The organism is Halopiger djelfimassiliensis (assembly GCF_000455365.1).
In the GTDB taxonomy this organism is placed as follows: Archaea; Halobacteriota; Halobacteria; order Halobacteriales; family Natrialbaceae; genus Halopiger_B; species Halopiger_B djelfimassiliensis.
Genome location: NZ_HG315688.1, coordinates 42,063 through 66,572, shown reverse-complemented (window position 1 = coordinate 66,572; position 24,510 = coordinate 42,063). Strand labels below are relative to the sequence as shown.

Sequence of the window (24,510 nt, the reverse complement as noted above, 5' to 3'; positions counted from 1 at the left end):
AGTATAGATAATAATCAACCGGTCCGATCAGACGCTTCAAAATGGTTTATATCGTCCAGAGCAACCATATATTCGTTACTTTGGTACGGGAATTAGGCAGAAGGGGAAGCCGAACCGAATCAAAACGGAGTAAACGGATAGCGGGCCGATCAGGGTACTGGTCCTACTCGTTTTCGACGATCACTTCGTGTTCGGCGACGTTGAGGTAGGTGAGTTCCGGCGGGAAGATATATTCGTCGAGGTTCAGTTCCGGGCTGAAATCCACGAGGTCGGGATCGTGATTCGCTTCGGTGTTCGGCGTTTGCGAATGTGCGGACGCAACGACGAACGAGCCGTCGGTTTCGACCGTCGACTGATAGCAGAGTTGTTCGTCGCTACACTGTCCCGTGTTGTGAATCTCGTTGTCGGTGAACTCGGTGTCTCCCGGCGGGGCATAGAGCATCCCCTCGAAATATGTTTTCCCGGTCCCCATACTGATGCTCATGTCCGATTTCCCGTACACCTGTAGGTGTTTCGCGTCCACCTCGTCGTTACAGGGTTCGACGCACATCTCACCGCCGCCGCCGCTGGCGTCGAAGTTCCCGCCGGCATAGATCTGGACCGATCGGTTGCCGCCTGCGTTGGCGACGTGCAGTTCGTCGCCGTCGACGACGATGTCTTCCTCGACGACGACCGTCGCGTTACCGCTCGAAAGATCGAAGGTAAGGTCCCCGCCGAAATCGGCAGGGTCGAGTTCTTCGGCATAGTACGTGCCGCTCGAGATCGGACTACTGACGTCGCTGAGATTCGTCACGTCGTCGTCCGACCTGAGGTCGGCGATCATGGTATCGATCAACCCATCGAGCGACGGCGGGGAGTCGCCGTCGCCAGTGCTTACGTCCCACCCACCTGTCTTGCCGTTTACCTCGTCGTAAACGACGACGCCGTCCTCGAACGTTCCGTCTTCGATGTCGAACCGGCCGAGCTGGACGCGAACCGTGTCGTCGTCACCGCACGTTTCGCGGATCGCTTGTCCGTCGCCGGTTTCCGTCTGTTTCTCGAAGTACGTCTGCCAGCCGACGCAGTACTCGCTGGTGACGTTGACCATGATACTGTCGTCGACGTGAACCGTGTCCTGATACGGTTCGGTGTTTCCGGAGTGCGTGACCGAGACGTCGCCGGAGTCGATGTCCCCGTCGTCCGCGATCTCGGTTATCGAAAACGAGAACGTGTTCGTCTCGCTGTCGTAGTCGAGTGGCGGTGCCGAGACGACCTGCGTTTCGTTGCCGGTTTCGCGGAACACGCCACCGGCCTGATAGGCGATTCGTGTTCCGTCGTCGCCCTCGTACTCGATGGCCCCGATGTCCGTTTCGATATCGAGATCCGCGCCGCTGATCTCGATCGTACTGACGTTCGTTTTGACGACCGCACCGTTTTCTCCCGCATCGAACTCGAGGGTGGTCGAGGCGTCGCCGGTCGACGCGACCGTCCGCATCTGTTGACTCAACTCGACGAACGTCTGTTCCACTCGTTCGTTTTCGGACTGTTTCTCCACGCTAGAGACGCTTTCACCCGCGACCAGAAATAGCCCGACGCTGATGGTTGCTACCATTCCGATCAATAACACGAGCCCGAGGAGTGCGGACTGCCCTCGTCTCGACGGCGTCACTGAACGTCCCCTGCGCGAACTCATTGCACAAAATATGCGGTGTAGCTATAATAAAAGGTTCGGACAGCTAGACACTCACGAGCGAAAACGGGTCGGTCGATCGAAAGCGAGCACGCGAGAGGCCACCGAAGATAAACACTTGTATACCGAACGACCCCTAGCACGAATCAGATGACGCGTACAGCCGAGAAGATCAACTCCCTCGTTCGTGAGGATTCCTCGATGACGGACGCCCTCGAGGCCATCCGCGAGGAAGCCGACAGGAACGGCGGGGAAATCCAGTGGTCCGACGTAAGCGACGACCTAACGAGCGGACAGTGGGGCCGATTAATCGAAAAAGGCGTCCTGGTCGACGGCGACGAGGGATTCGAAATCGCCGACCGAGAGGCCTACGACGACGCCCTCGACGGCGACGGTGACGGGCCGGCAGCCGACGTGGAAATCGACGCGGAAACGACACAGTGGTCACAGTGGGACAAGACCGCCGCAATGGGGTCGGTGTTGCTGATGGTCGGCTACTGGCTCAATTCGGTTCGGGACACGGTCGGGTCGACGATCGACACCGTTCTCGCACCGCTCGATGCGGCCTTGCCGTTTTATGCGGTAATCCTGTCCGTCGCGCTGTTGACGGGCCTGTACTCGACGCTGCTGCAAGCGAACCTCATGAACCCGGAGGTCATGAGCAAGTACCAAGAGCGGATGAAAGCCATGCAGGAAAAGCAGGAAGACGTCCGCGAGCGCAAAAAGGCAGCCGAGGAACGCGGTGCTAGCGAAGCCGAGATCGAACGTCTCGAGAAGGAACTGGAGGAAGTCCGCGAGGAACAGATGGAAGCGATGGCCGAGAACATGGGCATGTTCAAAGAACAGATCCGGCCGATGGTCTGGATCATGCTGTTTACGATCCCGCTGTTCCTCTGGATGTACTGGAAGATCAACTCCGTGGGCCTCGATGGGGCCGAACAGACCGTGGTCATGCCGATCGCCGGTGAAACCAAGTGGACCGCGTCGCTGCTCGGCCCGATGCCCGCGTGGATCGTCTGGTATTTCCTCTGTTCGATGAGCTTTACGCAACTGCTCCGCAAGTCGCTGAACATCGACATGACGCCGTCGACGTCCTGATTCGACGGTCGTCCGATCGATTTGCTTCCGGTCCGTTCGCCTTCCAGCTTGAACCACCCGCCGACGGCATCGAGGTCTCGAGCGATTCAAAACCCATTTTACCCGCCACGTCGCAGATTAGATATGTTACTGACCGTCTCCGGCCCGCCGGGCAGCGGGAAGAGCACGACTGCGGAGTTGTTGGCCGACGCGTTCGGTCTCGACCACGTCAGCGGCGGCGACATCTTCCGCGAACTGGCCGACGAACGCGGCTATACGCCGCTCGAGTTCAACAAACTCGCCGAGGAGAACGATCAGATCGATCGAGATCTGGACCGACGGCTCCGGGAGATCGCCATCGAGGAGGACGGGCTCGTGCTCGAATCCCGACTCGCCGGCTGGCTCGCAGGTGACCACGCCGACTTTCGGTTCTGGCTCGACGCACCACCACGGGTTCGTGGCGAACGGATCGCCGAACGCGAGGATAAGGATCCCGAGCGTGCAACCGAGGAAACCAAAGCCCGCGAGGCAAGCGAAGCCCAGCGATACGAGGAGTACTACGGGATCGACATCAGGGATCTAACGATCTACGATCTCTCGGTGAATACGGCACGCTGGGAGCCCGACGCCGTCCTCGACATGCTCGTGACCGCCGTCGAGGAGTACGACCCCGACGGCGACGAAGGACAGGCACGCGTTCATCTCGACGCCGAGTTCTAATGGCGCTCCGTGGCCCACCCGAAGACCGTCCGCCCGCCGAATTGCTCACGTTCGGCGTCGTCAACCTCGACAAACCGCCCGGGCCGTCCTCCCATCAGGTCAGCGGCTGGCTTCGCGACGCCGTCGCGGAGACGCTGGCCGAACGCGGCGCCGACGCCACTATCGACCGGGCAGCCCACGCCGGCACGCTCGATCCGAAGGTAACCGGCTGTCTGCCGGTCATGCTCGGCGACGCGACGCGGCTCGCACAGGTCTTTCTCGAGGGACCAAAGGAGTACGTCACCGTCCTCGAGTGTCACGCACCGGTCCCAAGCGACGCCGAGTCGGTCGTCGCGGCGTTCGAGGGGCCGATCTACCAGAAGCCGCCCCGGAAGAGCGCGGTCGCGCGTCGCCTCCGCGTGCGCGAAATCTACGACCTCGAGGTGCTCGAGCGCGATTCGCGACGGCTCCTGTTACGAATCCGATGCGAGAGCGGGACCTACGTCCGCAAACTCTGTCACGATCTCGGGCTGGCGCTCGGGACGGGTGCCCATATGGGACACCTGCGCCGGACGGCGACGACGCCGTTCGACGACACGGACCTCCACTCCGCACACGAGTTCCTCGACGCGCTTTCCTTCTGGATCGAGGACGACGACCCCGAGCCGCTTTTCGAGGTCGTCGATCCGGCCGAACGGATCCTCGAGGGGATTCCCCGGGTCGTGATCGCCGAGAGCGCGGCCCGCGAGGTGGCCACCGGTGCGCCGGTTTACGCCCCGGGCGTGCTCGAGGCCGACGACGCGGCCGATCACGGGGAGCTCGTGGCGTGTGTCACGCCCGACGAGGCAGCGGTTTGTCTCGGGGAAGTCGTGGGCGACCCCGATGCGGACGAGGGTGTTGTCGTCGACCTCGAGCGGGTGCTGGTGTGATCCCGACGACGATCGCGAAACGACACGCTTAAACGGCAGACGGTCCTCGGTTCACGTGCGGGACCGTGGGGTAGTGGTATCCTCTGCGGATGGGGTCCGTAGGACCCGAGTTCAATTCTCGGCGGTCCCACTTCATATTCCCTAAGTGTTCAACTCTTAGCCGCTCGTACCCCTGAGGCGGCCGAAAATCCAACTATTGTCTTCTGCATATTATCGGATAGTCGACAGACTGTTTGGAGGTAGTCGGCGTGACGATCGCTCCCATCGATGTAGCGAGTGCTCCCGTGTGAAGGAGTACGCAAATCCGTCGGTCACGGTGTGGTTCGCGGGTGGGACCGTTCATCCGACTGGAGTGTCGATCGCGTTGATACCGTCCAATAGAATCACAAGACGGCCCACGAACGATCAATCGAGGTGGAAATCCACCGATGAAACTCCTCGCGATCGGCTTTGCCCTCGTCACAGCGGTCGTCCTCTCTTTCCTCCCGGTGGGGCAGTCCAGTGGTGGCATTCGATCGAGTCACCCAGAAACTCCGTAGACGTGACTGGCGAGCGATTACGGACGGCCGCCATCGATGTCTGTGTTATTGTGGCGCATACCCTGTAGAGACTAGATCGGGAGTGGTGACAGAATGAGCCGTTTTCTTGCGACCCCCGACGTTGGACGCGGTTTGTCGGTCGTAGTTGCTCGAGAGACGTGATTTCTTGCTCCGAACCACTTTACTCACCCGACGAACGCACGAATTTCGATCCCGTCAAGCGGTCCGTCGGTATCGACGGGACGTATTCCGTGAGAACAGCACTGACCGTAGATACGGCGGGTTTTCATCAATCCAAAAAACGCTATGAAACCGATGTCCGATGCAGCGTCTAAATAACTGAGAACGGTTGTGCTACGTTAGCACTCCCAGTCTTTGCTACCGACGTTCGTCCACGACTCGCCGTCCTGAGACGCGACGATGGTTACCGTTCCACTGTCGCCGGCACTTTCGTTGAGTCGATAGCCGCCGCTGCTATCGCACGAGAGCTTAAGCGTATCGCCAGCGCCGCTTAGAGAGGTGTAGTTCTCGTTATCGCTGACCCACGCGCTATTACTTGCATCGTAGTAATCGCCACGGACCTCCCAGTAGTTGGAGTTGCCCTCCGAGGTGAGCTCAACCGTCAGCTCGGCATCGTCCGTGTCGTATTCCATCTGAGCGCCGGCTTGTGCTTCTTGGTCGATGCTGTCGCCCATATCGAGCACGAACGCGGCGATCACAGCGGCCAGGATGACCGTGATCGCTACCATCAGGATCACACCGATGACGGGAGAGACGGCACGCTCCTCCTCACTCCCGACAAGCTTCGAGCGAACCTCCTTCAAATTCATGGGTTACCACATTCCCACTCCTGGCTACCGACGTTCGTCCACGACTCGCCGTCCTGAGACGCAACGACCGTCAGCTTACCGGTCTCGTCGTTACTGGAGGAGTTCAGGGAATATCCGCTGGAGGGGTCCGAACAATCGATCGTTAGCGTGTCTCCAGCGCCGCTCAGGTTGCTGTAATTGCCGTTTTCGGAAACCCAGTCGCCGCCCGTATTGTCGTAGTAGTCGCCGCGAAGTTGCCAGTATTCGGAGTTACCTTCGGAGGTCAACTCGACGTCGAGTTCTCCGCTGTCCGAATCGAACTCCATCTGGACACCGGCCTGTGCTTCCTGGTCGATGCTGTCACCCATGTCCAACACGAACGCAGCGATGACGGCTGCGAGGATGACGGTGATTGCGACCATCAGGATGACCCCGATGACCGGCGATACGGCACGTTCCTCGTCGTTTCCGACGAGTTTGTCGCGGATGATTTTCGCGTCCATATGTTATCACAGCACCCCAAACGGGCGGGAAAGCTTATGATGGCCGGCGTGAAACCGGCCCACTGGCGCTTGGGGGTGGAGCCCGTCGCGCCATACCGCACTTCCTCGCCGCGTTTGGTGCTGGTAATGGGCACTGTAGGAGATGCATATATATCTAGGGGATCGTGATTGTTCACGGCAACGAACACACTTTCAATTCTGATAATCAGCGGTGACTGGAAGGGTTACAGCACCCCCTTGAACCGTTGCAGTCCTGCGATTTTTCGATTTAGGTCTCGAGTCCGACTCGAACTGACTAGTCGTCTCGAGTGACTGATAATATTGGTTACAGGGACGCCTTGGATGGCGGTGGGAGGCACTTGAGGGAGACCACCGGGGAGACGCCGGAGCGGCGAACCCGTGACTGTGCGCGCCAGCGCGTGACGTGGGTCGGCCGTCTTCGATCCTGTCGACCGCGTCGACATCGATCCGCCGTCGTGGGCGACCCCCTGTCAGCGGTGCGGGACGCCGATCGTGCGGGTGTCGGTGGCCGGGCCGCTCGAGGCCACCGCCGGCTCGTGTGGCTGTCCGGTTTCGCCGGGGGTCCTCGAGCGCGGTTCGGGATCTGACTCCGCGGCCGTCGACGCCGAGGCTCGCGACTCCGCCGGCGAGTAGCGAGGTGGCGGCTCGGCCACGGCGGGACGCCGGCTCCGTGGCCCGTTGGCAACAGCCAATCGACACTCTCCCACCTATCGCCGTTATCCCGACCCGCGGAGCCGGCCCGGATACTGGCCGCGAGTCGCCTTACGAGATGTCGCCCTCGGTCATCGCTCGCGTCTCGCTGACGACGAACTTCGCCAGTTTGCGCTTCGAATGCGCCGCCATCAGGTGTTCCTCGAGTTTCTGATCCGACGGTGGATCCTCTCGACAGAGCGGGCATTCGACCGGTGCTTTGGATGCCATATGGTATCCAGCATCCGGGCGAAGAAAAGGCTGTAGCTGGCACGCTCGGTGCCGTAGCCGCGTCGACCCGCCGACGCGGCCGGCCGGCCGAGCACCGCTACGCTTGCGGTCGTCCCCGATCGTCGACGTCCGGAACGTCCTCGAGTTCGCTGTCGTCGAGTACGTCGAACGTCTCGTTGCCACACGAACACGTCGCGCCGGTGCCGATCGGGTGGACCGAGCCGTCCTCCCAGACGGTGACCGCGAGCACGTTTTCACACGCCGTACAGACCGCCGCCGCTCGCTCCCTAGCCATTAGCGGTTACCCTACGCCATCGCGCCGCATCAAGCTTTTCTCAGGATACCCGACGGATCGAGACCGCCGACCATCGGGGGCTTTATCGCCGTCCTCTTCCAGCACGTACACGAATGACGGTCGTCCTTGCAGGCGTCGGCGCGGATAGCACCAACCTCGGGGTGCTGGGACCGCTGTACGACGACGGGCGGTTCGAGTACGTTCCGATTCCGGAGAAGACCCGCGAGACGACCGAATCCGAAACACTCGGCTCGTGGGAGCTCCGTGGCGACGACCGAGTCGCGGCCGATCTCACAACCCGGATCGAGCCCCAGCCGGTCCGTGACGGTGCCGAGTCGGTTACCGGCGACGCCCTCGCGTCCTGGCCGCTCCATCGCGACCCTCACTTCGAGGCGCTGACCTACGGCGAACACCGCACCAGCGGCTACGTCACCCGGCTTCGCGCCCTCGAGCCCGGCGACGTCGTCGGGTTCTACGCGGGCCTGCGCCGCCCGGGTGGCGACCGCGCCCACCGGTACCTGATCGGGTATTTCACCGTCGACGATGTCGACGTGGTGACCCCCGAGATGTCCGCGGAGGAACGCGAGGCGATCCTCGCAGCCCATCCGGAGAACGCACACGCGAAACGCGCCCGAAACGGTGAACTCTATCGGGCGGAGAAGACGGTGGTGATCGTCGATGGCCGGAAGCCGGGTGGACTCTTCGACCGGCACCCGATCCGGCTCAGTGACTACTACGTGAAACCGGGCAACCAGCGGGCTCAATACTACTTGCGCGAGGAAATCGCGTCCGCTTGGAACGTCCGGGCCGGTGGTGAGAACATGATGTTCAAGCCGGCCTACCGCTGTGAACTGACCGGCGAGGTGTTCCGCCGACGGGTCGGCCGGCCCGGCGAGCGGACCGCCGACGCTGCGACGGTCGAGTCGACCCGGTGACGCCGCATCGAATCGGTCGATTTCTTGTACTGTTCGGTCGAACACTCCGCGAGTGACCGACGACACTTCACGTCACGACCGGGTGCGTCGCCATCCGACGCCGGGGGCACGGAACTCGCTGGCCTACTGGACGGACGCGAAGCACCCGCTTCGGCTCGCGATCAACTACGTGATCGTCTGGCTCGCCCGGATCGCCCCGAGCCTGCGGCTCCGGCGGTGGTGCCTGCGCCGGCTCGGTGTCTCCGTCGGCGACGGCGTCTCTTGGGGGCTCGAGGCCACGCCGGACGTGTTCTGGCCCGAGTTGATCACGCTCGAGGACCACGCCATCGTCGGCTACGACGCGACGATCCTCTGTCACGAGTTTCTACAGGACGAGTACCGGACCGGCGAGGTCGTCGTGGGAGAGCGGGCGATGATCGGTGCGGGGGCCATCGTGTTGCCGGGCGTGGAGATCGGCGCGGACGCGAGCGTGGCCGCGAACTCGCTCGTCACGACCGATGTCGAACCGGGGACCACCGTCGCGGGTGTACCGGCGCGGCCGATGGGGACCGACGAGGAGTGACTCGTATTCGGAACGCAGCTACAGGAAACATAACAGTTATGGGGCAACGACCGAACGCTCGCTCATGTCGTACTGCAGCGAATGTGACGAAACGTTCGAACGGGGGACGCTCATCTGTCCCACGTGTGGGGGGAAACTCGGCGACGATCGGTCCGACACGTCCGATCCGTCGCACCGGCAGGCGGACCCGATTCCGACGGCGTCCGCGTCCGACGAGGGGAGCACGTCCGGCGGCGACAGGGATCTCTTCGACGTCGCGTTTCGGTTCCCGCTCGGGAGAAGCGGCCGGCCGCTGTTGATCGACTCCGTGTTGATATTCCTCGGATTTCTGGTAGTACCCCTGCTGTGCTCGTACGGGTACTCCTTCCGCCTCGGTCGTGCGGCGGCCCGTGGCGATCCAGAACCGCCGTCGTTCGAGGACTGGGGGGGACTCGGAACGGACGGTCTCGTCCTGTTTGCGGTGTACCTCGCGTGGACGGTCGCCCTCGTGGGCGTGATGGGTGTTGCGGTTCTCGGTGCGGTTCCGATCGAGGACCCGGTGGGCGTTCTCCTGATCGTCGCCGCCGGGGTCTTCATCGCGCTCGCGCTCGGGTACGTCGGGGGTGCGATCGTCCCGGTGTTGATCGGGACGGGAAGCCTCAAAGAATCGATCGCGGACTGGCGGTTCGTCAGGTTCGCTTTCTCGATCCACTACCTGAAGGGAATCCTGTTGCTCGTCGCGTTCTCGAGTATCGCGGGGATCGCCATGTCGATCGTCGCGTTCGTACTCGTGATTACGGTCTTCGGGGCCCTCCTGTTGTTCCCCCTGTACTACGTCTTTACGGCGTATCTGACGAACATGGCGTTTGCCGTGTGGGGGCACATCTACGCCGAAGCGGCCGAGGCCGGTGACGTCCCGCCGGTCGATCCCGACGGCGGACTCGGAATCGAGTGAGAAACAGCGCCGTTACAGCGAGGACCAGGACTTTCGGGCCTCGTTCCAGGAGGTGATGTCCGCGATCCAGCGGGCGGCGATCATCTTCTTGAGGTTCTTCGCGGGGAAGCCGCCGAACGTGTCGACGGGAAGCGAAACGCCGAAGGCCGGCTTGACCTCGTGGGCGACGGCTTTCTCGCCGACGGAGACGACGGTCCCTTTGTCCTCGTACTCCCAGGTTTTCAGCGGTCGGTTCTCGATCGCGCGGGCGATGTTCTCCCCGACGACTTCGGCGGCCTGCCAGGCGGCCTGTGCCGTCGGCGGCGCGGGCTGGTCGCCCTGATCGATGATCGCCGAGTCGCCGATCGCGAAGACCCGCTCGTCGGTGGTCTGGAAGTTCGCCGAGACGTTGACGCGGTTGTGCTCCTTTTCGACATCGGCGTCGTCAAGGGCGTCACGGCCCGTGATACCGCCGGTCCAGACGAGGACGTCGTGCTCGAGCGGGTCGCCCTCGTCGAACTCGATGTGGTCTTCGGTGGCTTCGGTGATCGGGTCGTCTGTGTGGATGTGGACGCCGGCTTCCTCGAGCAGGTCGCGCAGGGCCTGCTGAATTTCGGGATCGTTGCCGGGGAAGATCTCCTCGAGCGCCTCGACGAGGTGGATCTCGATCGGCGCGCGGTGGTTGTCGCGAAACTCCGCGATTTCGCCGGCCGTCTGGATGCCCGAGAGGCCGGCCCCGCCGATGACGACCTGTGCTGGCTCGCCACGGGTGGCGTTCTGGCTGGCCTCCTTGACGGCCTCGTGGATCTCGAGGGCGTCGTCGAGGCTCTTCAGCGTCAGGGAGTGTTCCTCGAGTCCGGGGATGCCGTAGAAGGCGGTTTTGGTCCCGAGCGCGACGAGCACGTAATCGTACTCGACGTTTTCCTCCTCGGCGAGTTCGACGACCTGCTCGTCGACGTCGAGGCCGGTGACCTCGTCCCGGATGAACTGGGTCGACGGGTCGGCGACCTCATGGACCGGGAACGTGATGTCGGATCTCACGTCGGGATCACGGATCACGCGGTGGGCTTCGTGCAAAACGAGGTGATAGTCGACGTCGGCGATCCAGGTCAGCCGTGCGTTACCCCCAAGCTCCGACTGGAGCTTGTTGATCGCACCCGCGCCGGCGTATCCGGCGCCGAGTACGACGACGTTCTCAGTCATACTGCACAGTCTGAAACACTACGATACAAAGGTGTTGGAACGCTCATCACCGTGTTCAACGTTCCCAACCGTCAGGGTACGCTCAGAGGATACGCTTTCCGAACGCGCTCGCGGTGAGTTCGGCCGCCAGCGTCGCAGTTTCGTTTGCCTCGTCGAGGATGGGGTTGACCTCGACGACGTCCATCGATCGGAGCGCGTCGTCGTACTCGGAGACGGTTTCGAGCGCGGAGTGGGCTTCCCGGTAGGTGGCGCCGCCGCGGACGGGCGTCCCGACGCCGGGTGCGGCCTTGGGATCGAGCCAGTCGAGGTCGAGACTGACGTGGACGCCGTCGGTCCCGTCGGTCGCGATCTCGAGCGCGTCTTCGACGACGGCGGTGATCCCGCGCTCATCGATGTCGGCCATCGTGAACGCCGTCATCTCGCTGTCGCGGACCATCTCGCGCTCTTTCTCGTCGATACTCCGGAGCCCGACGTAGGCGATCGATTCCTCGCGGACGGTCGGGGCGTGTGCCCACTCCATGTCGCCGAAGGCACCGCGGCCGAGCGTCGCGGCGAGTGGCATTCCGTGGACGTTGCCGCTCGGCGACGTCTGTGGCGTGTTGAGGTCGGCGTGGGCGTCGAACCAGATCACGCCCAGGTCGGCATCGCGTGCCGCGCCGTGCATCGATCCGATCGCGACGGAGTGGTCGCCGCCGAGTACGAGCGGGAACTCCCCGTCCGCGAGCGTGTCTTCGACCCGGTCCGCCAGGCGCGAACACCCGTCTTCGATCTCCCCGAGGAACTTCGCGTTCCCCTCGGGCGGCTGGTCTGCGTCCGGATCCAGTTCTTCCGCGCGGGGAACGTGCAGATCTCCCGCGTCGACCGGCTCGACGCCGGCCTGTTCGAGTTCGTCGCTCAGTCCCGCGTATCGGATCGCGGACGGTCCCATGTCGACTCCACGCCGGTTCGCGCCGTAGTCTATCGGTGCACCGATGATTCGAACGGTCGATACCATACCGCGCTCTTTCCCCCGGAGTGGCTTGACCGTACTGATGTCCGTTCGACCGGGGCGTCGCTGTCGACAACTTTAGGGTTAGACGGGGCTAAACGTCCGACGATGATGCTGAGCGACGTGATGGAGGATTACCTCAAGGTCATCTACCAGCTCCAGCGGGGGGACGACGAGCGGATCAAAACCTCCGCGATCGCCGAGGAGCTGGACGTCACGTCGCCGACCGTGACCAGCATGCTCGAGAAACTCGAGGAGCGGGGACTCGTCGACCGTGAGAAGTACCGCGGGGTTACGCTCACCGACGAGGGCGAGACCGTCGCGCTCGAGGTGGTCCGCCATCACCGGCTGCTCGAGGCGTATCTCACCGAACACCTCGATTACGATTGGTCGGAGGTCCACGCGGAGGCCGATCGACTCGAACACCACATCAGCGAGGACTTCGAGGCCCGGGTCGCCGACGCCCTCGGCGATCCGGAGGTCGATCCCCACGGATCGCCGATCCCGAGCGCGGATCTCGAACCGCCGGACCGACCGGCCGGCCGTTCGGTCACGGAGTTTTCCGAGGGCGATACCGTCGTCGTCGAGGAGGTCGCGGATCGTGACTCCGAAATCCTCTCGTATCTCGCCGATCACGGTGTCGAACCCGGCGTCGAACTCGAGATCGTCGAGATCGCCCCCTTCGGGATGATTACGGCTCGCTCGAGCGAGCGCGACGAATCCGTCTCCCTCCCCAAAGACGTCGCCCGCCACGTCCGCGTCGCTCAGCCGGCCGAACTCGAGTCCTAACCCACTGAGTGAGACCAAGTCTAGCCCGTTGGCCGGCCGAAAAGGCATAAATTTAGAGACCACTAACTTCGTTGTGATGAGGCATCTATCGACGAGCCACGGAGGTGATGGCAGCTAATGGGTACCCGACTCGGGGTTGCGCTGTCCCGCTGGCTTCTCGCGATCGCCCCGGTGGTGCTTCTCGGGACCATCGTCGCGTTCCTGACGCGTACCGTCCCCGTCGGTGATCTCGCCGCGGTCGAGGAGGCGAGTACCCTCGAGATCATCTGGATGCTCACCGTCATCGGGGCGCTCGCGGGGATCGTCCCCGTCGTGATCGGAATGCTGTGGTTTCCGTTTATCCGGGAGCTGAACCCGCGATACCTGCACGCGTTTCTGGCGCTTTCAGCCGGCGTGCTCGTCTTTACCGCCCTCGAGATGGTCGTCGACATCGTCGGCTACGGCGTCGCGACCGACCGGACGGCGCTGGCCGCGGCTCTCGCGGTCGGCGGCGTCGCCGGCACCTTCGCTGTCATGTCTCTCGCAAGCGGGTGGCGACACCACGAGATGGTGGCGACGGGCAAGAACGGACTCGAGATCGCCTACCTCGTCGCGCTCGCTCTCGGCCTCCACAGCATCGGCGAGGGACTGGGGATCGGTACCTACTTCATTCAGGGTGAGTCGACGAAAGTGCTGTTGCTCGTGTTGGCCTTCGTCATGCACAACGTACTGGAGGGTCCGACCGTCGTCACCGCAGTCGCCCGCGAGCGGACGACGCCGCCGAGACACCATTTCGGTGCGATGGGAGTCATCGCCGGCGGCCCCGTCATCGTTGGTGGTTGGCTCGGCAGTTTCGCCCAGTCGCCGCTGCTTGCCGTCCTCTGTTTCGCGGTTGGCGTCGGTGCGATCCTGCAAGTCCTCATCGAGGTTGCGGAACTCGTTCGGTTCGACGCCGAGGCCGTCCTGACCCGGACTACCGTCGTTACCTTCGCCACCGGATTCACCCTCATGTTCCTTCTCGAGGACGTCCTCGTGGACGCCGTGCTCGAAGGCTTGCTCGGCCCGGCCTGAGACCTGCCGCCGAGACGAAAAGAAACGCCTTACTGTGACCGATTCCAACGACGAAATCCTGTACGACACCCGGCCGACCCGTCGGGTTTAAGGAATCCAATTACGAACAATTCACTATGTCATCCATCGAACTGACCCCAAGCCAGAAGAAAATCCTCCGCGCATTAACGAATCTCCACAAGGAGTCCGAAGACGCGATCAAGGGGGAGGATATCGCCGAACAGGTCGACCGGAACCCGGGAACGATCCGCAACCAGATGCAGAGTCTCAAAGCCCTCCAGCTCGTCGAGGGCGTCCCCGGCCCTAAAGGCGGCTACAAACCGACGGCCGCCGCTTACGAAGCACTCGAGATCCAGCAGATGGACGATCCCGCAGCCGTCCCGATCGAGCACGAGGGCCAGCCGATCGACGACGTCATCGTCGAGGAGATCGACCTCTCGAGCGTTCACCACCCCGAACTCTGTCGCGCCGAGGTACACCTGCAGGGCGCAATCGACGATATCTCCGAGGACGACGCCGTCACCGTCGGCCCGACGCCGCTGTCGAAACTCCTCGTCGAAGGACGGGTCGACGGCAAGGACGACACCAACAACATTCTCATTCTGCGCATCGACGATATGGTCGCTCCCGCCGAAGAGCCGAACCACTGACGCTGTCGACGCGGCTTCTCCGAGATGAGCACGCAAAGCGACGGCTCTCGGCTGCGGTCGGTACTGTATCCGGGCAGCGTCGATCAGCTTTTCCGAGTGCGTTCGATCTCGTCTCCGCGTCGCTTCCCGGCTGTTTACTGACGATTCCGGAGAACTGGAGTCGATCGACGACTGATTTCAGTCCGATACCGCGACGAGTCCCGCGCCGCAAGCGCCACGCCTCGAGTGGCCCGGTACTTGTCGGATCGGAACCGTTCAGTCCTCGGCGGCCGTCGCGTCGTCTTCGGTCGCCGTCGTGGCCGCGGGAACGTCGTCGACGCTCGCGACTGCGTCGCCGTCGTCGACTTCCATCACGATCACGCCCATCGTATTGCGGCCGACGGTCGAGATATCGTCGACGTGCGTGCGCATGATCTGTCCGCGTTCGCTCATCAATACGAGCTGATCGTCCTCGGAGACCGCTTTGACGGCCGTGACGGGCCCGTTCCGTCCGTCCGTCTTGATGTCGATCAGTCCCTTGCCGTACCGCGACTGGGTGCGATACTCCGACAGCGGCGTCCGCTTGCCGTACCCGTTCCGGGTGACCGTCAATAACGCCTGCTCGTCGCCCTCGTCCGTCGCGACGAGACCGGCGACGGCATCGTCACCCTCGAGTTTGATCCCGTTGACGCCGCGGGCGTTCCGACCCATCGCCCGAACGTCGCCTTCGTCGAAGCGGATCGTCATGCCGTCCTCGGTGGCGATGACGAGGTCCTGCGTTCCGTCGGTAACCTCGACGTCGACGAGTTCGTCGCCCGACTCGAGGTCGGCGGCGATGATCCCCGTCGAGCGGATGTTGTCGAACTCGTCGCCGGCGGTTCGCTTGACGTAGCCGTTCCGGGTCACCATCGTCACGTACTCGTCGTCGCCGAGGGCGTCGGTGTCGACGATAGCCGTGATGTCCTCGCCGCCGTCGAGGTCGAGGATGTTGACCGCCGACTTGCCGCGGGCGGTCCGTCCCATCTCGGGGATCTCGTAGGTTTTGAGCTGGTAGACCTGTCCCTGATTGGTAAAGCATAGCAGGTAGTCGTGGGTGTTCGCCCGGAAGACCGTCGCGACGCGGTCCTCGTCTTTGACGTCCGCGCCGATGATCCCCTTGCCGCCGCGACCCTGGGGGTCGAACTGCTCGATTGGCATCCGCTTTACGTAGTCGTCCTCGGTCATGACGACGACGACCTCCTCCTCGGGGATGAGGTCCTCGTGGGTGACTGTCCCCTCGTCCTCGACGATCGAGGTCCGACGGTCGTCGGCGTACTCGGCTTTGATCTCGCGGAGTTCCTCCTTGATGACCTCGAGCAGTTCCTGTTCGCTCTCGAGGATCGTCGTCAGGCGTTCGATTTCGGCCTGAACGTCCTCGTACTCGGATTTGATCTCGGCAGCCTCCATGGAGGTGAGACTGCCCAGCTGCATCCGGACGATGTGCTCGGCCTGATCGGCCGAGAAGTCGTAGGTCTCCCGGAGGGCATCCTTTGCGTCCGATCGGGTCTCGCTGTTGCGGATCAGATCGACCACGTCTTCGGCGTTCTCGACGGCCTTGAGCCGTCCTTCGAGGATATGGGCGCGATCCTCGGCTTCCGCAAGGTCGTACTCGCTGCGTCGTCGCACGACTTCGCGGCGATGGGAGACGTACTCCTCGAGCGTTTCTTTGAGCGAGAGCACTTTCGGCTGGCCGTCGACCAGCGAGAGGTTGATGATGCCGAAGGTCTTCTCGAGGTGGTTCTCGAGCAACTGGTTTTTGACGACCTCGCTGTTGGCCCCGCGTTTGAGTTCGATGACGATGCGGATGCCGTCGCGGTCGGACTCGTCTCGCAGATCCGAGATCCCCTCGATCTTCCCCTCGTTGACGTCGTCAGCGATGCGCTCGACCATCCGGGCCTTGTTGGCCTGGAAGGGAAGTTCGGTGATGATGATCCGTTCACGGTTGTTCTTCCACTCCTGAACTTCGAACTCGGCGCGGACGCGGATGCGCCCGCGGCCGGTTTTGTAGGCGGAGTAGATGGCGTCCCGGCCGACGATGTTCGCGCCCGTCGGGAAGTCCGGACCCTTGACGTGCTCCATCAGGTCCTCGACGGTCGCGTCGGGGTTGTCGATGAGTTCGATCGTCGCGTCGACGACCTCGCCCAGATTGTGTGGCGGGATGTTCGTCGACATGCCGACCGCGATCCCCGAGGAGCCGTTGACCAGCAAGTTCGGGAACGCCGCCGGGAGCACGTCCGGCTCCTGCAGACGGTCGTCGTAGTTCGAGGAGAAGTCGACGGTATCCTTGTCGATGTCCTCGAGCAGTTCTTCGGCGATGGGTGCCATGCGGGCCTCGGTGTATCGCATGGCGGCCGGCGGATCGCCGTCGACGCTGCCGAAGTTCCCCTGGCCGTCGACGAGCGGGTACCGCATCGAGAAGCCCTGGGCCATCCGGGCCAGCGCATCGTAGATGGATTTGTCGCCGTGGGGGTGAAAGTCGCCCATCGTGTCGCCGACGATGTTCGACGATTTCCGGTGGCTCGAGCCGCTCGTGACGCCCGACCGGTGCATCGCATAGAGGATGCGCCGGTGGACGGGTTTCAGTCCGTCGCGGACGTCCGGCAGCGCACGACCCGCGATGACCGACATCGCGTAGTCGATGTAACTCTGCTCCATCTCGTCCTCGACGCGGACGTTCCGTACTCGCTCTGCGACCTCGTCGGGGAGGTCCGGTGTCTCCGTACTCATATCAGATATCGACCCAATCGGCTTCGGTTGCGTGTTCTTTGATGAACTCCTTTCGCGGCTCGACGGCGTCACCCATCAGGACCGAGAACATCTTGTCGGCTGCGGCCGCGTCCTCGACCGTGATCTGTTTCAGGATGCGGTTTTCGGGGTTCATCGTCGTCTCCCAGAGCTGTTCCGGGTTCATCTCGCCCAGTCCCTTGAACCGCTGGACCTGCGAGGGGTTGCCGTCGCACTGTTCCTCGATGATCCGTTCGCGTTCCGTCTCGGTCATCGCGTCGTAGGTCTCGCCGCGGTGGCGGATGCGATACAGCGGCGGCTGGGCCGCGTAGACGTAGCCCGCCTCCAACAGCGGCTTCATGTACCGGTACAGCAGCGTCAGATAGAGCGTCCGGATGTGCGCGCCGTCGACGTCGGCGTCCGTCATGATGATGATCTTCTGGTACCGGGCCTCCTCGATGTCGAACTCGTCGCCGATGCCGGTCCCGATGGCGGTGATGAAGTGACGGATCTTGTCGTTTTCGAGCACGCGATCGAGCCGGTGTTTCTCGACGTTCAACACCTTGCCGAACAGCGGCAAAATTGCCTGGAACTCGCGGTTGCGGGCCTGCTTTGCGCTACCGCCTGCGGAGTCGCCCTCCACGACGAACAGTTCGGCCTCGCTCGGATCGCGGGTCTGACAATCGGCCAGTTTGCCGGGGAGAGCCGTCGATTCCAGCGCGTTTTTCCGCCGGGTCAACTCCTCGGCTTTCTGTGCGGCCTTGCGAGCCTTCGCAGCTTCGACGGCCTTGGCGACGATCGCTTCCGCGGTGTCGGGGTGTTCCTCGAAGTAGGTTCCCAGCCCCTCGTGCATGGCGCTTTCGACGATGCCCCGGACCTCGCTGTTCCCGAGTTTCGTCTTCGTCTGCCCCTCGAACTGCGGATCGGGGTGTTTGACCGAGATGACCGCGGTCAGCCCCTCGCGGATGTCCTCGCCTTTGAGGTTCTCGTCGAGATCGTTCAGGAGGTCGTTCTCGTTCGCGTAGTCGTTGACCGTCCGTGTCAGGGCGGTCTTGAACCCGGTGAGGTGGGTACCGCCCTCGCGGGTGTTGATGTTGTTCGCGAAGGCGTGGATCGAACCCTGCAGTTCCTCGGTGGCCTGCATTGCGACTTCGACCTGAATGTCTTGCTCCTCGTCCTCGAAGTAGATGACGTCGTCGTGCATCGCCGAGCGCGTCTCGTTGAGATACTCGACGAACTCGCGGATACCACCGTCGTACTCGTAGGTTTCTTCGACGATGCCGTCTTCTTCACCCGCCTCCTCGCGTTCGTCACGCAGCGTGATCCGAACGCCCGAGTTGAGGAAGGCGAGTTCGCGAAGCCGGTTCGACAGCGTCGAGAAGGAGAACTCGCTCGCCTCGAAGATGTCGACGTCGGGCCAAAACCGGATCTCCGTCCCGGTCTCCTCGTCGGCCTCCATCTCACGAACCCGTTCCATGTCGCCGACGGGTTCGCCGCCCTCGAACGCGTGGCGGAAGACGCTGCCGTCGCGTCTGACCTCGGCCTCGAGGCGCTCGGAGAGGGCGTTGACCACGCTCACGCCGACGCCGTGAAGCCCACCGGAAACCTGGTAGGACTTGTTGTCGAACTTGCCGCCGGCGTGGAGGACCGTCAGAATGACCTCGAGTGCAGGGCGGTCGTACTCGTCGTGTGTATCGACGGGGATTCCACGGCCGTCGTCCGCGACGCGTACCGAGCCATCGTCGTGGATGGTAACGGTGATGTCGTCGCAGTAGCCAGCCAGTGCCTCGTCGATCGAGTTGTCCACCACCTCGTAGACCAGATGGTGGAGTCCTCGAGAATCGGTAGAGCCGATGTACATCGCCGGCCGCTTTCGCACGGCTTCCAGGCCTTCCAAGACCTGGATCTGTCCGGCTCCGTACTCGCTTTCCTGGGACATGTAAAACCTGATTCCGGGTAGTGCGCCGTACCTAATAAAACTCACGTACGCGCGCGAGCGCGTCGAAACCGCTATCAGCGACGGCGTCCGGTTCGCTCGAGGGCCGTCACCGGTTTCCCACACCTGCAGGCGCTCCGGCGAACCGCCGGATCGGGGCGACGCCATGCTCCCGCCGGTCGGAACCAGAAGAGTCACAGCCCCCGGCCCGATCGACTGGATAACGTCCCCACATGCTCGAGTTGCCCTTCGATCTTGCACTCACGTTGGTACTGATCTCGATCGCGTTCTTCTCCGGCATCGGGATCACGACGATCGGTCCCGGCGGTATCTTCGTTACGATCGCGCTCTACTCGTTGACGCCGCTTGCCTCGAGTCAGGTCGCCGGCACGGCTCATGCGACGTTCGTCGTCACCGGGCTCGTCGGTAGCGTGGCCTACCTCCACTCGGGTGAGATGAACACGGGCGAGAGTCGCGCGATCGCGGTCGTCCTCAGCGCCTCGAGTATCGTCGGTGCGCTGGCCGGCGCACAGCTCAATCGCTACGTGCCGCGGTCGCTGTTTGGGCTCTTGCTCGGCGGCGTCGCGATGGCCGTGGGTGGGATCATCCTCTATCGCGAGCGACGGGGCTTTACCCCCGTCTACGAACTCGATCCCTTACGGCGACGCGGACAGCTCGCCCTCGGCGCGCTCGGCCTGACGCTGGGAATCTTCAGCGGGCTTTTGGGCATCGGCGGCCCGGTGCTCGCCGTGCCTGCGCTCGTGATCGTCGGCGTGCCGATGTTGCTCGCCGTCGCTGCCGCGCAGGTCCAGTCGATCTTCATCGCCGCGTTCGCGACCACGGGGTATGCCGTACAGGGCAACGTCGACCTCGCGCTTGCGGTCGTTATCGGCACCCCGTTGTTGCTCGGCGTGGTCGTCGGCTGGCGGGTCGCACACGCTATCGACCCCCAGCGGTTGAAGGCCGCGCTGGGTGTCGTGCTCCTCGGCGTCGGGCCGTACCTCGCGCTGTGACCGCCCCGAGGCCGCCGTTGCAGGCAAAACGCCGACACCGCCCGGGGTCAGACTCGACGGTATGCCAGCGCGGATCCTCGTTCCGTTCGACGACTCGGGTCCCGCCCGCGAGGCGCTCGAGTACGCCGTCGAGTTGTTTCCCGACGGCGAGTTCGTCGTTGTGACCGTCGTCGACGCCTCGTCGGTGCCGTTCGTTCCGAACGCAAACGAGGACGCGACGGACTCGGAACTGCAGGCGATGCTCGAGCGGGCCGACGACCGGGTGTCGGCGGCCGAGTCGATCGCCGATGAACGGGACATCGCGATCGAGACGCGAACGAGGATCGGTCCGCCCGCACGGGAAATCGTCGAGGAGGCGACAACGAACCCGATCGACCACGTCGTCATGGGAAGCCACGGCCGCTCCGGGGTCAGGCGAATCCTGCTCGGAAGCGTCGCCGAAGTCGTCGTCAGACACTCGCCGGTGCCGGTCACGGTCGTTCGGTAGCGCGGTTCCGACCGCCGACGGGTCGGTCGAGACCACAGGACGACCCTGCACGTTCGTGCCTCATCCTCTTTCCGACGGATAACGGAGACGACGACGGGCGATGACCAGACCGCTCTGGGAGGCAAGCGAGCACGACCCGGACGCGAGCCACGACGAGCGTGGCCGCCGCGATGGGACCGTAACGAACCGGGATGCCATCGAACACCGACCGAACCCGGACGAACGCGGTACCCGGCTCGCGACAGCCCTCGTCGTTCTCGGAGCGGTGACGATCGGACTGGCGGTCGCGTTCGATTTCCCTGCGAGTCAGTTCTGGAACGCCCTCCTCGCCGGCGTGGTGTTGTGTGCTACCGGCGCGTACAACTACGTCCGTCGGTCGAACGAGGCGTTCGGTAGCGCCGGTGCCGCGGCGTTTGCCGCACTCGTGGGCCTGTGGCTCGTCGCGTCACCGGCTCTGGTCGGTCCCGAACCGGGTGGAGCGGCTACCGCCGACTCCGGCGCGTGGATCGGCGTCGTCGGGCTCCTCGCGTTCGCCATCGGGAGCTACAGCGCCGTCACCGTCCGCAAGCGACGCCGAGCGGCCGAGGCTCGCTCGACGGCGGTGTACGACCGTCGCGGGCAGTGACCCCGCGGTAACGGTTTCCCGACGCGAATGCAGCAGTTGCCGGCACAACCGACTTACTGCGTGTAATGGTACCACTCCCCGAATGCTCCCGCTCGCCGCGCTCGCGTTCGTGCTTATCGCCACGGCGATCGTTCTCGAAGTCGTCTCGTCCGCCGCGCTCAAGCGAATCCCGTCGGTCGCAACCGAGGAGTTCCCGGAGATCGACCGCGAGTTGCTCGAGAAGTTCAGCAGCTTCGACTCGGAACTGGGCTGGTGTCCCCAGCCGAACCGGGAGAAACAGAAAGACACCGGCGATCATCTTCCCGGTGAAGAAGTCCGGAGCGTCGTGACGTACTCGACGGACGAGTACGCAAGCCGGATCTGTCCCGCGCGACAGCGCGACACGGACGCGGAGCTGACGGTCTCGACGTACGGTGACTCCTACTGCTTCTGCCGGGAAGTCGACAACGACGAAACGTTCCAGAACTACCTCGCACGGGAACTGGATACCCACGTCGGGAACTACGGCGGCGGCAACTACGGGCTGGATCAGGCCCTGTTGCGACTCAAACGCAAGTACCCGGACGATCCCACGGACTACGTCTTCATGGTCGTCACCGCCTCCTCGATCGCGCGCATCCTCTCGGTCTGGAAACACTATCAGGAGTTCGGCAACATTCTCGCCGTCAAACCCCGGTTCGTCCTCGAGGACGGCGACCTTACACACGTCGAGAACCCCGTCGACGAGAAGGCGGACCTGCTCGATCTCGAGTCCAAGGCCGACTTCCTTCGCGAGTACGATTTCCACTACGAGCACTGGTTCAAGCCCCACTACGCCACGTTTCCGTACACGCCGGCCTTCCTCGACGATGCGGAGAAGCTCCGGTACGCTCTGTACACGGGTGGAAAGGAACTCGAACGCCGTCTCGAACGGCCCGTTCCCGGCATCGACTTCGATCGGGCACAGACCCGCTCGGCCCTGCGGCTGGAACGGCCACGGGTGCGGTATCACGAACGGCTGTTCGATACCCACGAGGCCCTGTTCGATGCACTCATCGAGGAGTTCGTCGAGTACGCGGACGAACAGGAGTTCGTTCCCGTGTTCGTGATGGTCCAACAGCTCCGGTACGCGAAATACGAGGCCGAACACGGCCCCATCTATGGCGATCTACTCGATCGCCTCGATCGGCGGTACGAGGCCCTCGAGACGGTCGATATGGCGCGTCACCTCGAGCCCGACGACGGCGTGGAGTCACTGTATGTCGAACGCGGCGAGGGTGGCCACTACAGTCCGGAGACCAACGAAGCGATCGCAGGGGTGCTATCGACGCTGGTCGAACGCCGGACGAGACAGGAGGCATAGCGCGTCGCCTCGAGCGTGAGACGGGACGCTGTACTGTCGGGTCGACGCACAACAAAAAGGTCGGGTGAGCGGACGAAGTTAGCCGTGGATGCCCATCGCTTCGATCTGTTCCTGATACCGGTTTCGGATCGTGACTTCGGTTACCTGCGCGACGTCTGCGACTTCACGCTGGGTTTTCTTCTCGTTGCACAACAGCGAGGCGGCGTAGATCGCGGCGGCGGCGTAACCGGTCGGCGACTTGCCCGAGAGAAGTCCTTCCTCGGCCGTCTTCTCGATGATCTCGTTGGCCTTGGTCTGGACCTCTTCGGACAGTTCGAGTTCGGAACAAAAGCGCGGGACGTATTTTTTCGGGTCGACGGGACGCATCTCGAGGCCGAGTTCCTGCGAGATGTATCGATACGTACGACCGATCTCTTTCCGTTCGACGCGGGAGACTTCCGAGATTTCTTCGAGACTGCGCGGGATTCCTTCCTTTCGACAGGCGGCATACAGTGCCGAGGTCGCGACGCCTTCGATCGATCGACCGCGGATGAGGTCTTCCTTGAGGGCGCGTCGATAGATGACCGACGCGACCTCACGGACCGATCGCGGAACGCCGAGGGCGGATGCCATCCGGTCGATCTCGCTGAGTGCGAACTGCAGGTTGCGTTCGCCGGCGTCTTTGGTTCGAATGCGTTCCTGCCACTTGCGCAGTCGGTGCATCTGACTGCGCTTTTTCGAGGAGATAGAGCGGCCGTAGGCGTCCTTGTCCTTCCAGTCGATCGTCGTCGTCAGCCCCTTGTCGTGCATCGTCTGGGTCGTCGGCGCACCGACGCGGGACTTTTCCTGTCGTTCCTGGTGGTTGAACGCCCGCCACTCCGGGCCGGGGTCGATCTTTTCCTCCTCGACGACGAGCCCACAGTCTTCACAGATGAGCTCACCCCGATCGGAGTCTTTTACGAGATTGTCCGATTCACATTCAGGGCAGGCACGTACCCCCTCCTGATCCTCGGTCTCGTCCGTCTCACGCGTTCGCTCCCGCTGGCGGGTGGACCGTGTCATCGCACTTTTATAGTAGTATCACCATCATACATAAACCCTTGGGAAGCGTTTTCGGCTGTTGATGGGAATCAACCGATTTCAGCGGATATAGGACTTCAGAGGGGAAGTTTACGATTTGAAACCGGAAAGACTTTATCCGGAACCGGCCGATGACAGTCCCGAATGCCGGTTATCGAATGCGACGTCGACACAGCGCGTGACCGTCTCGAGGAGGCGGGCGTCACCGTCGAATCCGGAAACACGGATCACGAGCGCTGGCGGGCGAGTCGGGGCGGCGCGACTGCGGTTGCCTACGACGATAAGGTCGTCATTCAGGGCTCGGACCCGCGCGAGCTCGAGGCTCTGCTCCGCGAGGGCGGCGGCCGCGCCCACGTCTATTTCGACGGCGGCTCGCGCGGGAACCCCGGCCCGGCCGCGATCGGCTGGGTGATCGTCACCGGCGACGGCATCGTCGCCGAGGACGGCGAAACGATCGGGACGGCGACGAACAATCAGGCCGAGTACGAGGCGCTGATCGCGGGACTCGAGGCCGCCCGCGACTACGCCTACGACGAGGTCCACGTCCGGGGCGACTCCGAACTCATCGTCAAGCAGGTCCGCGGGGAGTACGACACCAACAACCCGACGCTCCGCGAGAAGCGCGTGACCGTCCACGAACTGCTGTCCGCGTTCGACGAGTGGACGCTCGAGCACGTCCCCCGGGATGTCAACGAGCGCGCGGACGAACTCGTCAACGAAGCGCTGGATCAGGGGTAGGTTACCCGGATCAGCA

Annotated in this window: 25 protein-coding genes and 1 tRNA gene; 16 read left to right on the top strand and 10 right to left on the bottom strand. The window is 63.2% G+C overall.

Annotated features, from left to right (window positions below; genetic code table 11):
- Window positions 1–163: 163 nt before the first annotated feature.
- Complete coding sequence (locus tag TX80_RS17690; protein ID WP_154658701.1) at window positions 164–1,672, bottom strand: DUF7289 family protein; 1,509 nt, start codon at window positions 1,670–1,672, stop codon at window positions 164–166.
- 147 nt (window positions 1,673–1,819) lie between these two features.
- Between TX80_RS17690 and TX80_RS17685 the strand changes: the two genes are divergently transcribed.
- The 4 genes from TX80_RS17685 (at window position 1,820) to TX80_RS17670 (ending at window position 4,504) form a co-directional block, all read left to right on the top strand.
- A complete protein-coding gene (locus TX80_RS17685) occupies window positions 1,820–2,767 on the top strand; it encodes a DUF106 domain-containing protein (RefSeq protein WP_049924633.1) in 948 nt (315 codons plus the stop codon).
- 123 nt (window positions 2,768–2,890) lie between these two features.
- Window positions 2,891–3,466 carry a (d)CMP kinase gene (gene cmk, locus TX80_RS17680; protein WP_049924632.1) on the top strand — a complete coding sequence of 192 codons (576 nt, stop codon included), beginning with the start codon at window positions 2,891–2,893 and terminating at the stop codon, window positions 3,464–3,466.
- Window positions 3,466–4,374, top strand: coding sequence for an RNA-guided pseudouridylation complex pseudouridine synthase subunit Cbf5 (locus tag TX80_RS17675; protein ID WP_049924631.1), 909 nt, complete (start codon window positions 3,466–3,468; stop codon window positions 4,372–4,374). The genes cmk and TX80_RS17675 overlap by 1 nt, the downstream gene beginning before the upstream one ends.
- A 59-nt stretch (window positions 4,375–4,433) precedes the next feature.
- A tRNA-Pro gene (locus TX80_RS17670) sits at window positions 4,434–4,504 on the top strand.
- A 768-nt stretch (window positions 4,505–5,272) separates the two neighbouring features.
- Here the strand turns inward: TX80_RS17670 and TX80_RS17665 are convergent.
- On the bottom strand, window positions 5,273–5,743 hold the full coding sequence (locus TX80_RS17665) for a type IV pilin (RefSeq protein WP_049924630.1): 471 nt from the start codon (window positions 5,741–5,743) through the stop codon (window positions 5,273–5,275).
- Window positions 5,740–6,225, bottom strand: coding sequence for a type IV pilin (locus TX80_RS17660; RefSeq protein ID WP_049924629.1), 486 nt, complete (start codon window positions 6,223–6,225; stop codon window positions 5,740–5,742). Before TX80_RS17660 ends, TX80_RS17665 begins: the two co-directional genes overlap by 4 nt.
- Window positions 6,226–6,750: 525 nt before the next feature.
- Between TX80_RS17660 and TX80_RS20050 the strand changes: the two genes are divergently transcribed.
- On the top strand, window positions 6,751–6,879 hold the full coding sequence (locus tag TX80_RS20050; RefSeq protein ID WP_268258158.1) for a hypothetical protein: 129 nt from the start codon (window positions 6,751–6,753) through the stop codon (window positions 6,877–6,879).
- 129 nt (window positions 6,880–7,008) lie between these two features.
- On the opposite strand, the gene TX80_RS19570 is transcribed toward TX80_RS20050, so the two are convergent.
- Together TX80_RS19570 and TX80_RS17655 are read right to left on the bottom strand one after the other, a co-directional pair.
- A complete protein-coding gene (locus TX80_RS19570; protein WP_195893110.1) occupies window positions 7,009–7,167 on the bottom strand; it encodes a hypothetical protein in 159 nt (52 codons plus the stop codon).
- Window positions 7,168–7,264: 97 nt separating this feature from the next.
- A complete protein-coding gene (locus TX80_RS17655) occupies window positions 7,265–7,462 on the bottom strand; it encodes a hypothetical protein (RefSeq protein WP_049924628.1) in 198 nt (65 codons plus the stop codon).
- Between the two features lie 113 nt (window positions 7,463–7,575).
- On the opposite strand from TX80_RS17655, the gene TX80_RS17650 reads away from it, so the two are divergent.
- From TX80_RS17650 to TX80_RS17640, 3 genes are all read left to right on the top strand, one after another.
- On the top strand, window positions 7,576–8,397 hold the full coding sequence (locus TX80_RS17650) for an Nmad3 family putative nucleotide modification protein (protein ID WP_049924627.1): 822 nt from the start codon (window positions 7,576–7,578) through the stop codon (window positions 8,395–8,397).
- Window positions 8,398–8,449: 52 nt separating this feature from the next.
- Window positions 8,450–8,959, top strand: coding sequence for an acyltransferase (locus TX80_RS17645; RefSeq protein ID WP_049924626.1), 510 nt, complete (start codon window positions 8,450–8,452; stop codon window positions 8,957–8,959).
- A 64-nt stretch (window positions 8,960–9,023) separates the two neighbouring features.
- Window positions 9,024–9,893 carry a DUF4013 domain-containing protein gene (locus TX80_RS17640; protein WP_049924624.1) on the top strand — a complete coding sequence of 290 codons (870 nt, stop codon included), beginning with the start codon at window positions 9,024–9,026 and terminating at the stop codon, window positions 9,891–9,893.
- Window positions 9,894–9,905: 12 nt separating this feature from the next.
- Here TX80_RS17640 and TX80_RS17635 read toward each other — a convergent pair whose 3' ends face one another.
- Both TX80_RS17635 and rocF read right to left on the bottom strand, forming a co-directional pair.
- The gene (locus TX80_RS17635; protein ID WP_049924622.1) at window positions 9,906–11,075 is read right to left on the bottom strand and encodes an NAD(P)/FAD-dependent oxidoreductase; all 1,170 of its coding nucleotides are present in this window, start codon (window positions 11,073–11,075) and stop codon (window positions 9,906–9,908) included.
- 82 nt (window positions 11,076–11,157) lie between these two features.
- Entirely contained in the window at window positions 11,158–12,069 is a 912-nt protein-coding gene (rocF, locus tag TX80_RS17630; RefSeq protein ID WP_049924621.1) for an arginase, read from the bottom strand.
- A 102-nt stretch (window positions 12,070–12,171) separates the two neighbouring features.
- Here rocF and TX80_RS17625 point away from each other — a divergent pair, with 102 nt between their 5' ends.
- The 3 genes from TX80_RS17625 to TX80_RS17615 all read left to right on the top strand — a co-directional run bounded on the left by TX80_RS17625 (window position 12,172) and on the right by TX80_RS17615 (window position 14,552).
- Window positions 12,172–12,852 carry a metal-dependent transcriptional regulator gene (locus TX80_RS17625; RefSeq protein ID WP_049924620.1) on the top strand — a complete coding sequence of 227 codons (681 nt, stop codon included), beginning with the start codon at window positions 12,172–12,174 and terminating at the stop codon, window positions 12,850–12,852.
- A gap of 117 nt (window positions 12,853–12,969) precedes the next feature.
- A complete protein-coding gene (locus TX80_RS17620) occupies window positions 12,970–13,902 on the top strand; it encodes a ZIP family metal transporter (RefSeq protein WP_049924618.1) in 933 nt (310 codons plus the stop codon).
- A gap of 116 nt (window positions 13,903–14,018) precedes the next feature.
- On the top strand, window positions 14,019–14,552 hold the full coding sequence (locus TX80_RS17615) for an Rrf2 family transcriptional regulator (RefSeq protein WP_049924617.1): 534 nt from the start codon (window positions 14,019–14,021) through the stop codon (window positions 14,550–14,552).
- A gap of 255 nt (window positions 14,553–14,807) precedes the next feature.
- Here TX80_RS17615 and gyrA read toward each other — a convergent pair whose 3' ends face one another.
- Window positions 14,808–17,297, bottom strand: coding sequence for a DNA gyrase subunit A (gyrA, locus tag TX80_RS17610; RefSeq protein ID WP_049924616.1), 2,490 nt, complete (start codon window positions 17,295–17,297; stop codon window positions 14,808–14,810).
- Between the two features lies 1 nt (window position 17,298).
- Complete coding sequence (gene gyrB / locus TX80_RS17605; RefSeq protein ID WP_049924615.1) at window positions 17,299–19,233, bottom strand: DNA topoisomerase (ATP-hydrolyzing) subunit B; 1,935 nt, start codon at window positions 19,231–19,233, stop codon at window positions 17,299–17,301.
- Window positions 19,234–19,463: 230 nt separating this feature from the next.
- On the opposite strand from gyrB, the gene TX80_RS17600 reads away from it, so the two are divergent.
- The 4 genes from TX80_RS17600 to TX80_RS17585 all read left to right on the top strand — a co-directional run bounded on the left by TX80_RS17600 (window position 19,464) and on the right by TX80_RS17585 (window position 22,697).
- On the top strand, window positions 19,464–20,243 hold the full coding sequence (locus TX80_RS17600; RefSeq protein WP_049924614.1) for a sulfite exporter TauE/SafE family protein: 780 nt from the start codon (window positions 19,464–19,466) through the stop codon (window positions 20,241–20,243).
- A 61-nt stretch (window positions 20,244–20,304) separates the two neighbouring features.
- Entirely contained in the window at window positions 20,305–20,730 is a 426-nt protein-coding gene (locus TX80_RS17595; protein WP_049924613.1) for a universal stress protein, read from the top strand.
- A 100-nt stretch (window positions 20,731–20,830) separates the two neighbouring features.
- Window positions 20,831–21,355, top strand: coding sequence for a hypothetical protein (locus TX80_RS17590; RefSeq protein WP_049924612.1), 525 nt, complete (start codon window positions 20,831–20,833; stop codon window positions 21,353–21,355).
- An 82-nt stretch (window positions 21,356–21,437) separates the two neighbouring features.
- Window positions 21,438–22,697 (top strand): hypothetical protein, encoded by a 1,260-nt coding sequence (locus tag TX80_RS17585; RefSeq protein WP_049924611.1) that lies wholly within the window; start codon window positions 21,438–21,440, stop codon window positions 22,695–22,697.
- 78 nt (window positions 22,698–22,775) lie between these two features.
- Here the strand turns inward: TX80_RS17585 and TX80_RS17580 are convergent, their stop codons facing one another.
- Window positions 22,776–23,738, bottom strand: a complete 963-nt coding sequence (locus TX80_RS17580; protein ID WP_006108914.1) for a transcription initiation factor IIB — start codon at window positions 23,736–23,738, stop codon at window positions 22,776–22,778.
- A 162-nt stretch (window positions 23,739–23,900) separates the two neighbouring features.
- Between TX80_RS17580 and rnhA the strand changes: the two genes are divergently transcribed.
- A complete protein-coding gene (gene rnhA / locus TX80_RS17575; RefSeq protein WP_049924610.1) occupies window positions 23,901–24,494 on the top strand; it encodes a ribonuclease HI in 594 nt (197 codons plus the stop codon).
- Window positions 24,495–24,510 lie beyond the last annotated feature (16 nt).

Bases quoted from the DNA above. Each gene is read 5' to 3' on its own strand.
- TX80_RS17690 (WP_154658701.1), bottom strand. From the start codon at position 1,672: ATGAGTTCGCGCAGGGGACGTTCAGTGACGCCGTCGAGACGAGGGCAG.
- TX80_RS17685 (WP_049924633.1), top strand. From the start codon at position 1,820: ATGACGCGTACAGCCGAGAAGATCAACTCCCTCGTTCGTGAGGATTCC.
- cmk (WP_049924632.1), top strand. From the start codon at position 2,891: ATGTTACTGACCGTCTCCGGCCCGCCGGGCAGCGGGAAGAGCACGACT.
- TX80_RS17675 (WP_049924631.1), top strand. From the start codon at position 3,466: ATGGCGCTCCGTGGCCCACCCGAAGACCGTCCGCCCGCCGAATTGCTC.
- TX80_RS17665 (WP_049924630.1), bottom strand. From the start codon at position 5,743: ATGAATTTGAAGGAGGTTCGCTCGAAGCTTGTCGGGAGTGAGGAGGAG.
- TX80_RS17660 (WP_049924629.1), bottom strand. From the start codon at position 6,225: ATGGACGCGAAAATCATCCGCGACAAACTCGTCGGAAACGACGAGGAA.
- TX80_RS19570 (WP_195893110.1), bottom strand. From the start codon at position 7,167: ATGGCATCCAAAGCACCGGTCGAATGCCCGCTCTGTCGAGAGGATCCA.
- TX80_RS17655 (WP_049924628.1), bottom strand. From the start codon at position 7,462: ATGGCTAGGGAGCGAGCGGCGGCGGTCTGTACGGCGTGTGAAAACGTG.
- TX80_RS17650 (WP_049924627.1), top strand. From the start codon at position 7,576: ATGACGGTCGTCCTTGCAGGCGTCGGCGCGGATAGCACCAACCTCGGG.
- TX80_RS17640 (WP_049924624.1), top strand. From the start codon at position 9,024: ATGTCGTACTGCAGCGAATGTGACGAAACGTTCGAACGGGGGACGCTC.
- TX80_RS17635 (WP_049924622.1), bottom strand. From the start codon at position 11,075: ATGACTGAGAACGTCGTCGTACTCGGCGCCGGATACGCCGGCGCGGGT.
- rocF (WP_049924621.1), bottom strand. From the start codon at position 12,069: ATGGTATCGACCGTTCGAATCATCGGTGCACCGATAGACTACGGCGCG.
- TX80_RS17625 (WP_049924620.1), top strand. From the start codon at position 12,172: ATGATGCTGAGCGACGTGATGGAGGATTACCTCAAGGTCATCTACCAG.
- TX80_RS17620 (WP_049924618.1), top strand. From the start codon at position 12,970: ATGGGTACCCGACTCGGGGTTGCGCTGTCCCGCTGGCTTCTCGCGATC.
- TX80_RS17615 (WP_049924617.1), top strand. From the start codon at position 14,019: ATGTCATCCATCGAACTGACCCCAAGCCAGAAGAAAATCCTCCGCGCA.
- gyrA (WP_049924616.1), bottom strand. From the start codon at position 17,297: ATGAGTACGGAGACACCGGACCTCCCCGACGAGGTCGCAGAGCGAGTA.
- gyrB (WP_049924615.1), bottom strand. From the start codon at position 19,233: ATGTCCCAGGAAAGCGAGTACGGAGCCGGACAGATCCAGGTCTTGGAA.
- TX80_RS17600 (WP_049924614.1), top strand. From the start codon at position 19,464: ATGCTCGAGTTGCCCTTCGATCTTGCACTCACGTTGGTACTGATCTCG.
- TX80_RS17595 (WP_049924613.1), top strand. From the start codon at position 20,305: ATGCCAGCGCGGATCCTCGTTCCGTTCGACGACTCGGGTCCCGCCCGC.
- TX80_RS17590 (WP_049924612.1), top strand. From the start codon at position 20,831: ATGACCAGACCGCTCTGGGAGGCAAGCGAGCACGACCCGGACGCGAGC.
- TX80_RS17585 (WP_049924611.1), top strand. From the start codon at position 21,438: ATGCTCCCGCTCGCCGCGCTCGCGTTCGTGCTTATCGCCACGGCGATC.
- TX80_RS17580 (WP_006108914.1), bottom strand. From the start codon at position 23,738: ATGACACGGTCCACCCGCCAGCGGGAGCGAACGCGTGAGACGGACGAG.
- rnhA (WP_049924610.1), top strand. From the start codon at position 23,901: ATGCCGGTTATCGAATGCGACGTCGACACAGCGCGTGACCGTCTCGAG.